Annotated in this window: 9 protein-coding genes; 1 reads left to right on the top strand and 8 read right to left on the bottom strand. The window is 44.9% G+C overall.

Translation table 11 applies throughout. From position 1 onward, the window contains the following. Positions 1-58 precede the first annotated feature (58 nt). The 6 genes from adk to glk form a co-directional block, all read right to left on the bottom strand. The gene (adk, locus tag NH462_RS04980; protein WP_010378026.1) at positions 59-703 is read right to left on the bottom strand and encodes an adenylate kinase; all 645 of its coding nucleotides are present in this window, start codon (positions 701-703) and stop codon (positions 59-61) included. Positions 704-871: 168 nt separating this feature from the next. Continuing rightward, positions 872-1,876, bottom strand: coding sequence for a type I glyceraldehyde-3-phosphate dehydrogenase (gene gap, locus NH462_RS04975; protein ID WP_010378024.1), 1,005 nt, complete (start codon positions 1,874-1,876; stop codon positions 872-874). Between the two features lie 17 nt (positions 1,877-1,893). Beyond that, positions 1,894-2,514: a bifunctional 4-hydroxy-2-oxoglutarate aldolase/2-dehydro-3-deoxy-phosphogluconate aldolase gene (locus NH462_RS04970; protein WP_253104541.1), complete on the bottom strand. Its 621-nt coding sequence runs from the start codon at positions 2,512-2,514 to the stop codon at positions 1,894-1,896. A gap of 23 nt (positions 2,515-2,537) precedes the next feature. Beyond that, entirely contained in the window at positions 2,538-4,391 is a 1,854-nt protein-coding gene (edd, locus tag NH462_RS04965) for a phosphogluconate dehydratase (protein WP_017219245.1), read from the bottom strand. Positions 4,392-4,914: 523 nt separating this feature from the next. Further along, positions 4,915-5,934, bottom strand: coding sequence for a LacI family DNA-binding transcriptional regulator (locus tag NH462_RS04960; protein WP_010378018.1), 1,020 nt, complete (start codon positions 5,932-5,934; stop codon positions 4,915-4,917). A 10-nt stretch (positions 5,935-5,944) separates the two neighbouring features. Continuing rightward, positions 5,945-6,946 carry a glucokinase gene (gene glk, locus NH462_RS04955; RefSeq protein WP_010378016.1) on the bottom strand — a complete coding sequence of 334 codons (1,002 nt, stop codon included), beginning with the start codon at positions 6,944-6,946 and terminating at the stop codon, positions 5,945-5,947. 318 nt (positions 6,947-7,264) lie between these two features. Between glk and NH462_RS04950 the strand changes: the two genes are divergently transcribed. Further along, positions 7,265-8,284 (top strand): LacI family DNA-binding transcriptional regulator, encoded by a 1,020-nt coding sequence (locus NH462_RS04950; RefSeq protein WP_010378014.1) that lies wholly within the window; start codon positions 7,265-7,267, stop codon positions 8,282-8,284. Between the two features lie 75 nt (positions 8,285-8,359). On the opposite strand, the gene NH462_RS04945 is transcribed toward NH462_RS04950, so the two are convergent. Then, positions 8,360-10,756, bottom strand: a complete 2,397-nt coding sequence (locus NH462_RS04945; RefSeq protein ID WP_253104536.1) for a glycoside hydrolase family 15 protein — start codon at positions 10,754-10,756, stop codon at positions 8,360-8,362. Positions 10,757-10,766: 10 nt separating this feature from the next. After that, positions 10,767-12,266 carry an MFS transporter gene (locus NH462_RS04940; RefSeq protein WP_253104534.1) on the bottom strand — a complete coding sequence of 500 codons (1,500 nt, stop codon included), beginning with the start codon at positions 12,264-12,266 and terminating at the stop codon, positions 10,767-10,769. Positions 12,267-12,268: the final 2 nt, after the last annotated feature.

Genomic DNA, 12,268 nt, shown 5'->3' with positions numbered 1-12,268 from the left:
GAGATAATGTAGGAGTCTCTTTGGACTCCTACATGTTAACCAAGCGAACGCTTAATTATTAACCCAATAGTTCACCTAACTGCTTGCTCACCGCATCAACAGCTTGTGTACCATCTAGTTTGTGATATTGCGTGTTACCAGCATCCGCTTCTGCACTGTAGTAGTCTACTAGTGGTTTAGTTTGCTCATGGTAAATCGCTAGACGTTTACGGACTGTCTCTTCAGTGTCGTCATCACGAATGATTAGGTCTTCACCCGTTACGTCATCTTTGCCTTCTACTTTAGGCGGATTGTAAACGATATGGTAAACACGACCAGAACCTGGGTGTACACGACGACCGCTCATACGCTCAACGATGATCTCATCTGCCACATCAAATTCGATAACATGGTCAACTTTGATGCCATTTTCTTTCATTGCGTCTGCTTGTGGAATTGTGCGTGGGAAGCCATCAAGCAAGAAGCCATTTGCACAATCTTCTTTTGCGATGCGCTCTTTTACCAAGCCGATAATGATTTCATCAGATACTAGTTGACCTGCATCCATGACTTTTTTCGCTTCAAGACCCAGCGGAGTCCCTTCTTTGATAGCAGCACGTAACATGTCGCCTGTCGAGATCTGAGGGATCCCATATTTGTCCATTAGAAATTGAGCTTGAGTACCTTTACCTGCACCCGGCGCGCCTAGCAAGATGATGCGCATAATTGAATCCTCGTTTGGAGTTATTGGTATTTGTGTGGTGAATTTTTCCATATACGCTGCCGATCCTCAAGGAACTTATACTAATTGATAAGGAAGAATGGCAATTTTTCCGTCAAAAACAAAAAAGCTCCGCGATCTGCAGAGCTTTTGGTTAGAAATTAATCCTGATTATAAAAATGCACCTAGTGCTTTAACTTGGTCTAGCATGCGGCAAGAGAAGCCCCATTCGTTATCATACCAAGCCATCACTTTTACCAGCTTTCCATCTACTTTGGTTTGTGTTGAGTCAAACACTGAAGAAGCTGGATTGTGGTTGAAATCGATAGAAACCAAAGGTAATTCATTGTACTCAAGGATTGCACTCATCGCGCCCTCAGCGGCCGCTTTGATTGCTGCATTCACTTCTTCTTTTGAAGTGTCACGCTTGGCAACAAACGTTAAATCAACCAGTGATACGTTGATAGTTGGCACACGAACCGCCATACCATCTAATTTGCCAGCAAGTTCAGGAAGCACTAAGCCAACTGCCTTTGCCGCGCCCGTTTTCGTCGGGATCATCGACTGAGTGGCACTACGCGCACGATATAAATCAGGGTGGTAAACGTCTGATAGATTCTGATCGTTGGTGTAGGCATGAATGGTTGTCATGCTACCTTGATCAATACCAATCGTATCATTCAATACTTTTGCAATAGGCGCAAGACAGTTTGTGGTACAAGATGCGTTAGAGATAATGGTTGATTCAGCATTTAGCACTTCGCTGTTAACGCCATGAACAACCGTTGCATCCATATCTGTGCCCGGCGCAGATACAATCACTTTTTTCGCACCGGCTTCAATGTGTTTAGCCGCAGCTTCACGAGAAGTGAACAACCCAGTACATTCAAGCACGATATCAACGTTTAGCGCTTTCCAAGGAAGATTTGCAGGATCACGCTCTTGCGTTAGCGTGATTTCGTCACCACCGATAACGAGTGTGTTGTCGTTAAGAACAACCTGCTCTTGAAAGCGACCATGTACAGAGTCAAATTGAGTCAAATGTGCGTTTACGTTTGCAGGTGCGAGATCGTTGATGGCAACGACTTTGATGTCTTTATTCTGACCTGACTCGTACAGTGCACGAAGTACGTTACGACCGATACGTCCATAGCCATTAATTGCGATATTAATCATGATAACTGTCCCCTAATCTATTTTACTTCACTTGCTTGTTTCGCAAGCGCTTCAATGGCTTGCCAGTCTTTGTTTGCGATAAGTGCTTTATCAAGCATCCAAGTACCGCCCACACATACCACATTGTCGAGTGCAAGATACTTAGGTGCAGTTGCCAACGAAATACCACCCGTTGGACAGAATTTTACTTGTGGAATTGGCCCGCCAATGGATTTAAGCATTGGTGCACCACCTGCAGCTTCTGCTGGGAAAAACTTTAAGAATTCAAAACCATGACTTGCAAGCTTCATCACTTCGCTTGGCGTTGCAGCACCTGGAAGAAATGGAATACTTGACGACTTTGCCAGTGCCAATAATTCGTCATTGACACCTGGACTTACCATGAAGTCAGCGCCGGCTTCTACTGAGGCATTAAAGGTTGCCTTATCCACTACCGTACCAGTACCAACATAGGCGTCAGGTAAAGCCGCTTTAATGTCTTTTACCGCTTGCGCTGCCACCGGAGTACGAAGTGTAACTTCAAGTGCTTTTAAGCCACCATTAAACAATGCCGTGGCAAGCGGCACCGCGTCTTCTAGGTTATCAATAACGATAACCGGAACCACTGGTGCTGCTGACAATATCTCTTTAATACTCATGCTCACCCTCATTCCCACTGTTATTATTCTTCGATGCCAAATGAGCATGCGCCTTGATCTGCACTGCTCACTACGTGTCTAAATCCTGAGAATAGCTCTCGACCCGTACCAAATGTTTGAGATTGCGGTGAAAGCTGTAATTCGCGCTGTGCCATTTCTTCATCAGAAACATGTAGCACTAATTCGCCTTTTGGTGCATTTAAGGTGATCAAATCACCTTCGTGCACTTTTGCAATTGCACCACCTTCAACCGCTTCCGGTGCAAGGTGGATCGCCGCAGGTACTTTACCCGACGCACCAGACATACGACCATCAGTCACAATCGCCACTTTAAAACCTTGGTCTTGTAATGTAGCCATGACAGGCGTCAGTTTATGTAACTCAGGCATACCTTTCGCTTTAGGGCCTTGCTCTTTAATCACGGCAATAAAGTCTTGGTTAAGCTTGCCAGCAGTAAAGGCTTCTTGTAATTCGCTTTGAGAGCTGAATACTTTCGCCGGTGCAGTCACCGTTTGGTGCTGCTCTTGTACCGCAGACACTTTAATCACCGCTTTACCCAAATTACCATTAAGTAGTTGCAAGCCGCCTTGCTTGTTAAATGGATTTGCTACTGGGCGAAGCACTTCTTCATCCAGTGAATTCTCAGGTACTGGTACCCACTTCACTTTGGCAGGACCTTGATTATCGCTGATGATAACATTGCTGTTGATATCCAGTAATGGTTCCATCGTATAAGCATCAAGCCCTTCACCCACAATCGTTTTTACGTCATTGTGTAAGAAGCCGCCATCTCTTAATTCACGCATTAAGAAGCCCATGCCACCAGCTGCTTGGAAGTGGTTTACATCGGCATGACCATTTGGATAAATACGTGTTAACAACGGCACTACTTCAGACAAATCCGCCATGTCTTTCCACGTGATTTGCACGCCAGCTGCTTTTGCCATTGCGACTAAGTGAATGGCATGATTGGTAGAACCACCAGTAGACAACAGACCGACCAAGCCATTGATCACGGTTTTTTCACTCACGATATCCGCAAGTGCATTGCCGCTTTTACCGTCAAGTAGCTGAGTTAGCATGGTCTCAACCGCACTCGCCGTTAAGCCATCTCTTAATTCTGTGTATGGATTGATAAATGAGCTACCAGGTAAATGAAGACCCATGATCTCCATTAACATCTGGTTCGAGTTCGCCGTACCGTAGAAAGTACAAGTACCTGCACTGTGATATGAAGCACTCTCAGCTTCCAGTAACTCTTCTCGGCTGACTAAGCCCTGTGCAAACTTTTGACGAATGCGTGCTTTTTCTTTGTTCGGGATCCCTGATTGCATTGGACCTGCTGGTAAAAAGAAAATCGGCAAATGGCCAAAAGACAAAGCACCGATTAATAGTCCTGGGACGATTTTGTCACAGACACCAAGACAGAAAACCCCATCAAAGACATCGTGTGATAACGCCACTGCTGTTGACATGGCAATGACATCACGAGAGAACAAAGACAGTTCCATGCCATCTCGGCCTTGGGTAACCCCGTCACACATAGCAGGTACACCACCCGCTACTTGCGCAGTCGCGTCAAACTTGTTTGCCACTGCTTTAATTAAATCTGGATATTCTTTATAAGGTTCGTGCGCAGACAACATGTCATTGTACGAATTGATAATTGCTAGGTTCGGTTGCTCGTCTTCTTTCAGACGTGCTTTGTCACTGCTTGAGCAAGCAGCCATTACGTGTGCTAGGTTTCCACAGCCCAGTCCTGCTCGTACGCGCGTTTGTTTTTTTGCTTGTTGGATTCGAGCTAAATAGGCTTGACGTGTTGCTTTGCTTCGCTCAATGACGCGTTCGGTGACTTCCTGAATTCGTGGATGCAACATATTACTGACTCTCTAGTGTTAGAGGAAAAAGGCTCTGCACGATTACCAGCATTCGTGGTAATCCTTGTACAGAGCTGCTTTGATTTACCCGTTCAAAGGTACGCTATCAGGTTGTCTCTCACCCCAACCTGACACCGGTGTCACTATATTTACGCATAAAGCTGACACCGGTGTCAACCCTTCTTATAAATTTAGTCTAACTTTTTAAAATGACCAAATTATAACCACTTAAAACTTTACCGGTATCTGCGGTATTAAAATCATTACCTAACTGATTTTATTAGTAATTATTATGACAAAAAGATTAATATTAATGATTGAGCGAAGTCATTATTTGATAGTGAAGTTATCAATGAGCCTAAACTTGGCAACATGACCTTTAATCGATGGACAAGCGAGCCTGATAATCACGACATAAATCTGCGCATTTATCTAGTCCGCAACGTTTTCCCTAGTAGCTGCGAAAATAAAAAGCCCAACGGCTAAGCGTTGAGCTTTGGGGCAAGTATAAAAATTGAAAAAGTTATGAATTCGAGCGCGCTTTCGTCGACTCTCGAGTAATGAGTTTAGCTTCTAAAACTTGCTGAAACGGTGCTTCTTGCGGCTGAGATATATGCTTAATCAGCTCTTCTACCGCTATCCGAGTCATTTCTTCCACAGGCTGTGCTATCGTCGTCAGACCCGGCCAAATATGCCTTGCGATAGGTGCGTTATCAAACCCAGCAATAGATAGCTGCTCGGGTACTTTGATCTCTCGCTGCGTAGCAAGTTTTAACACGGCCGCAGCCATGTAGTCGTTCGATGCAAATACAGCCGTTGGTCTTGGCTCTAAGTCCAATATGGCTTTTGCACTGTCTGCACCTGAGTGATAACTAAAGTTACCTTCTGCAACTAACCGCTCTCGATATTCAATACCGTGCTTTGCTAGTGCTTTTTGGTAACCAGAGAAACGATTTTCTGTGGCACTGTGATCAGGGTGACCTTTAATAAAGGCAATTTCGGTATGACCTAAATTAATCAAATGCTCAGTTAACTCAAAAGCACCCTGCTCATCATTACTGCGAATTGAAATCGAATCATCGCCTTCAATGGCTGAAGCAACGCGTGCATAGGGAATATTACGCTGCTTTAAAAAAGCAATAAGCTCGTTGGAGTCTGAAAATGGCGGAGTAAGCACAATACCATCAAGTCTCGATGTGGTAAGCAGCTGATCAACATTGTCGATAAGGTCTTGGCCGCGCAGCTCACAAGGATGTATCAATAAATTGTAACTATGTTTCTGACACGCTTCCAGCGCACCGCTTTGCACTCGCGTGATATAGCTTTTTGATGGGTTGTCGTATAAACAACCGATGATAAAGCTACGATTTTGTGCCAAACCTCGTGCAATAGGGTTAGGCTTATAATTCAGCTCTTCAAAGACCTTCAGGACTTTTTCCCGTGTTGCAGGACTAACATTTGGCTCGTTATTTAATACCCGAGATACTGTCTTTTTAGACACTCCGGCATATTCGGCAACGCTATTAATAGTTACTTTTTTCATCGATTTTCCCTTAAGCTCGGCGTCGCTCATGGATACATGCTGCTGCGCCAATCAGTGGGATATTATCTTGTACCACCAAAGTAACTGGAATTTGGCTTGTGTACTGTGACATCATGCCTTTTTCGGTAAAGCGTTCAACAAAGCTACTTGCTTGTAATCGCTCTTTCATCCGCGGCAAGATCCCACCACCTATATAAACACCACCTAAGGCACCAAAAGTCAGTGCTAAATCGCCAGCCACACTACCCATCCAGTCACAGAAGTGACTCAATGTTGCATCGCACACTTTACATTCTTTCGCAAGCGCACTGATCTGCGCCGCATTAAGATCTTTTGCTTGCTCACCACGCACTTCTGCCATGGCTTTGTAGAGTCTCGCAATACCCGGGCCTGAAAACACCGTCTCGACTGAGACATGTTGAATACTTGCGCGCAGCACCGTTAACAGTTCTTTGTCTAAGGCGGTAACCGGTGCGAGCGAGATATGTCCCGCTTCACAGCTCATCACCGCGCTGCCATTAATATCTCTAGCAAGACAAGCCGCACCAAATCCAGTACCAGGACCCATTACACCGATATTTGCGCCTAGCTCAGGCTGACCTTGCTTAATCACTAGGTTTTTCTCTAGTGCTAAGTAGGGCGCCGCATAGGCAAAAGCAGCAAAGTCGTTGATCACGGCAAGTTCGGTAAAATCGAACTGGGCTTTGATGTCTTCGGAATTAAAATGCCAACCTAAATTAGTTAAATGAACTTGCTGAGATTTGATAGGACCGGCAACCGCGAGACAAGCTCGGCTTGGCTGCGCTACAGGTAGCTCAGTTAAATATTTTTGGATAGCGGATTCAAAAGACTGGAATTCAGCACTAGGAAAAGTGGCTTGATGCGTAATTACAAAATGATTAGTTCGCGTATCGAAATCTGACACGATTGCAAATCTGGCGTTTGTTCCCCCGATGTCGGCAACGACAATCGGCTCAAACGGCACGGATGAATGGCTTGTTGTCTGGCTCATATTATTATCTCTTTATCACTGCGATTATGCTTGGGCTAACATCAGGGCTGCCAGCACACGTCCTGCAATTTATTGTCTCAACTCGCCAAAATTTGCACGCCTTGGCTTTTGTTTTTACCTGTTATTCTGTTAATTTGGTAAAAAAATGCTGCCCTTGGCATAGGGCAGCCAAATACGTTTTGACAACAAAATGATAAAACATCGACATTATGACACCGGTGTCAGACTGTATCAATAAAAATTTGCAAATTCGGTGAAATTGGTTGAAAAAAAAATTGAATGGCTGACAATGTCACTGTCTTAAGCGTTGAGAAGAACATGAAAGGTAAAGCAACTTCATTTGATATCGCCCATTATGCTGGCGTTTCGCAATCTACGGTGTCGCGCGCCCTAAGAAATAGCCCTTTGGTTAACGAAGAAACACGTCGTCGCGTTCATGAGATTGCTAAAAAGCTTAACTATAAGGTCGATAAAAACGCGAGTAATCTGCGCACGCAGCAAAGCAGTACATTGGCTTTGCTGTTATTTGAAGATCCCACAGAAGACGAGTCGCAAATTAATCCTTTCTTTTTAAGTATGCTTGGCAGTATTACCCGAGCATGCGCAAAAGAAGGCTATGACCTTTTAGTATCGTTCCAATCGACGAGCAGTGATTGGCATGCCGATTATGAGGATAGTCACCGTGCTGACGGGTTAATTTTACTAGGCTATGGTGATTACATCGACTACCAGTCAAAGTTACAAACTCTACTCGACAACCACACAAAGTTTGTTTGTTGGGGGGCAACGGTTGATAACCGTCCAGACCTCACTGTGAGCTGCGACAATTACGGTGGTGGTGTATTGGCTGCAAAGCATTTAATTGACATGGTCAGAACAGATTGTGCGTTTATTGGTGATGCTTCGGATCACAGCCCAGAATTTTTTGCGCGCTTCAAAGGCTTTAGAGACACCCTTAAAGCAAAGGGTATTGAGGTGAGCGACCGTAAGATGGCAAATGCGATTTCCACAGAAGACTCAGGGTATCATGCGACTCGCTCCTTAATCGCCAACAATGTTAAATTTAACGCGCTTTTCGCAGCTAGCGATCTCATTGCTATTGGCGCGATTAAGGCGCTTCAAGAAGCAGGTGTTCGCGTCCCTCATGATGTCCATGTCGTTGGCTTTGATAACATTGCCGCGGCGGGTTATGTTTCTCCCTCTTTAACTACTGTGCAGCAAAACACCACATTGGCAGGACAAATGCTGGTCGATAACTTACTTACGCTTATCCGAGGTGAAGCGGTAGCCTCTACCCTCTTGCCGCCCAAACTTATTATTAGACAATCTTCGCGATAGCTAGATCTTCAACAGAATCGAATAAAAAATGCCGAACTCATCTTCGGCATTTTTTATGTGTTTACTTACTGTTTGTTATTTCAGTTTACTTTCTACGATTGGGTAGTGATCCCATACTTGCTTTCCATTAAGAGAGCGCACTAACTTTACGTATTCAGCATGTGTCCAGGCCAAAGGCGTCGCCGAGTTCGTTCCTTCGCCAAGTTGATAGCCAAAGGTATTTTTACCCACACCATCCCATACTTGCTCAGGTAACATCATGCCTTCATTAGCAAAGTGCTCCATCCCCTTCACATAAGTATTTTGTATTTTGCTCTGTTCATCCGCACTTAACTCACCATCAAGCAGCGCCAGCGCAATATCATAGTGACCACGCTCTCCGGTAAAGAAAGGCCACACTCGACCGCGTTGGCCATCGGTATTTTGACCATTTTCGGCATAGTTGATACCGCGCTTCTCATCTTCACCATAACCGTCGTTACCGTAACGGCGGTACCCTGGATAACTATTAACATCGCCGTCAAATTTAAAGCTATATTTTACTCTTAAGTTTTCAGCTATCGATTCATCATCGTATTCAGGTATAGTAGCCACGATGCTCGGAGCGTCAGCCCCTCTAACCCCGTATCGCACAAGTTCTAAGAAGCCACCGTCGATGATCTGCTTCTTATCCATTCCGCTGCGGCCATTATTGGCATTTAAGGTCGTACTGGAATTAGGGTTTTCGTCTTGTCCAATACGGAAGAAGTATTGACCGTCACTGTGTTTGCTTTGCAAATTACCTTTGGTTGTGAACATGAATGACTCAACATCACGATTGTACTGCTGCGCCGTCGCAAGGAACTTCTCTTGTCCCGCTTTATCACCAGCCAATTTAGCAATGTCGCTCGCCGTCACCAGTCCTGCAATGATTGCCGCGGTAGTCGATGGTGAATAGCCATTTTGCTCTTCCCAACGCTCTTGTTGCGTCGCAGGCGGTGTGATTTGCGTGTCATTCCACAATATTTTAGCCAGTCCCCCTTCAACTAAGAAGTTAGCCGCAGGCTTTAACATCTTGTTGTACCAATAAACCAGTCTATCATCGCTTAGCCCACCCGCTTGCCATAGTTTCCATGCCAGCATAATCGGCATTGCCGTTTGGTCAAGCTGTACACCAACCCACTCAAGCTCGCCATCTACATGCGTTTTTTGTAAGAACCAGCCGGTATCACCATGGTTACCCGGTGTTTTATCCGTAACTTGCACTTTTTCTAGATACTCAAAAGCAGTGAGTGCTGTTTGCGTATCTCCCATCGCCAAAAATGCCATCGCTACTTGATAAAAATCACGCACCCATACTGCTTTATAACCTGTATGGCCTTGCTCTGCTGGCACTGTGTCACCCCACGGATTTGACAACGATGCTATCAGCGCACCGGCATGGGTTTTATCTTCTTGCGCCTTAAGCACAAGCGCACTAGTGTAAAGTAACTTGCCGTTGTCTGCGGTATTTGCCGTCATGGACTTTAGTGGCGCTAAACTTTCAAGATAATCTTGCCAGCCCGTCGCTTCGCCTTGGCCATTATAATCAGCCAATACCTTATCGTAACCTTTGGCTAATGTGGCTGCCCCCTCAGCAAAGCTTTGCTGCTGAGAATGACCAAAACTCAAGGTAAGATCAAAGGTGCTGCTGCCCTTTACTTGCCCTAAGTTTGCCAACCAGTTAACGTTGCCACTTTCTTTGCCTGTAGACGCATAAGCCCGAGCTATATGTCCTGTAGACTCAAGTGCCGCTAAATTATCGCTGGTGCCAGTAAAACCGACAGATGCTTCAACAAAACCGGTTTTGCTCTGCAATGAGAGATAGTTCTTACCTTCCCATGCTAGCAAACCTTGCTCTGTCACTTTTGCAAAATCGTTTAAGCCATTGTTATTCACGTATGGATTAACGTTCACAAAAGCCTGTACATCTTTGAGATCAGTATCTACTTTTGCTCTTACAAACAAGGTTTGTCCATCAGGGTCGGTGAAAATATGCTTTTCAAGAGTAAAGCGACCTTGTTTGTCCTTGCTTAAAATTTTGTAAGCAAGCGATAACGGTCTTCCACTCGCATCTTTATAAAGATAGTCAATCGTGACATCTAGAGCGTCAGTATCAGATTCTTTCACTGCAAAGCCGTCACCCACGATGATAAATTGCATGTCTTTGATCTGCGCTTGGTGAATAAGTCCAAACATGGTCTCTGTGATCATCCCTTTTGCAACAGAAAACCATACCTTTGAAACTGCTTTTGTAGCCGTAGAATTACTGTACTTGCCGTCTTCGTACGCTTCGTATGACGTACCAATCCCCGTTTTTCCAGAATATGACCAATAAGGTTTAACGCCAGGCGCACCTGGTGCTGTCAGGGTTTCATTGCCAGACTGCTGTGATCCGCAACCCATGAGGCCAACACTTACCAAGGCAAGTGCGATTGTTGATAGTTTAATCATCTCGTTCTCCTTATTGAGCCTTTATCGTGACTCTTGAAACAGCTAATGCAGCGAGTAAAAATGACACGCCTCCGATGACGAGTGCGAATATCGGTTGGTTATCAAAACCATGACGCAGAATTAGACCTAGAATACTGGCAGCGAGTAATTGTGGGATCACGATAAAAAAGTTAAAGATCCCCATAAATACACCCATTTTGTTGCTTGGCAAAGCGTTACTTAACATCGCGTAAGGTAATGACAAAATAGATGCCCAAGCAAAGCCAATGCCCACCATTGGCAACCAAAGTAATGTGGGATCAGCGATAAATTTGAAGCTAATTAAAGACACGGCGCCAAAAAACAAGTTAGCTGCATGTGCCCCTTTGAGACCAATGCGCTTAACCATGAATGGGATCAGCATCGCAGCAATAGCAGCAAAGCCATTGTAGGCTGCAAATAACACCCCGACCCAATCAGCACCGTCGTTATAAAGCTTGCTCGTTACATCTGACGTGCCATAGTGATAGCTCGTCACCGCTGAGGTGGTATAGATCCACATGGAAAATAGCGAAAACCAGCTAAAAAACTGCACCACAGCAAGCTGCTGCATGGTCTTTGGCATCGTAAACAAGTCAAAAATAACATGATAAAAACCATTACTTACACGCTGTTTTTGCTGCATCACATGCGCAATGACAAATACAATTGCAAAAGCGATAAGCAGCCCACTGAGCAAATAAAGCTCTTTTTCAAGGCCAAGAAGTGCAACGGCAAGCAACACAATAACGCCAATGAAACCGCTCACCGCACTGCCTTTTAAAAAGTTCACAGGTAAGTCTGACAGTGTTGCGCTTTGCGTATTCGTTTGCGCTTGTTCAAAGGCTGCGAGTTGTTCAGGGCTATATTCTTTCGTTTTTAGAATCGTCCACAATACGGAGATGAACAAGATAGCTCCCCCCCAGTAAAATGCGTATTTTACCGAGTCAGGGATTTGTCCTGCAGGAGCTGTGTTACTCACCTCAAACCAATTGGTCATCATCCAAGGCAGCGCAGACGCGACCACGGCACCAACACCAATGAAAAAGCTTTGCATCGCATAACCTGTAGCACGTTGCTTTTCATTCAGATTATCGCCTACTAATGCTCTAAACGGCTCCATTGTGACGTTGATTGACGCATCCATGATCCACAACATACCCGCCGCAATCCAAAGCGTTGGAGAATTGGGCATGATGAAAAGCGATAGCGTGGTGAGAATAGCCCCCCACAAGAAAAATGGTCTTCTACGCCCAAGCTTTCCCCATGTTCTATCACTCCAGTAGCCGATAATTGGTTGCACGATTAAACCCGTTAAGGGCGCTGCAACCCATAATATAGGGATGTCATCGACCTTGGCACCGAGGGTTTGAAAAATACGACTCACATTGCCGTTTTGTAGTGCAAAACCAAATTGGATCCCAAGAAACCCAAAGCACATATTCCATATCTGCCAAAAACTGAGTTGTGGTTTTTGTTGTTCTTGTTGCATAG

The organism is Pseudoalteromonas sp. OANN1, assembly GCF_024124685.1.
Taxonomy (GTDB): domain Bacteria; phylum Pseudomonadota; class Gammaproteobacteria; order Enterobacterales; family Alteromonadaceae; genus Pseudoalteromonas; species Pseudoalteromonas piscicida.
This window is presented reverse-complemented; position numbering and strand designations above follow the sequence as displayed.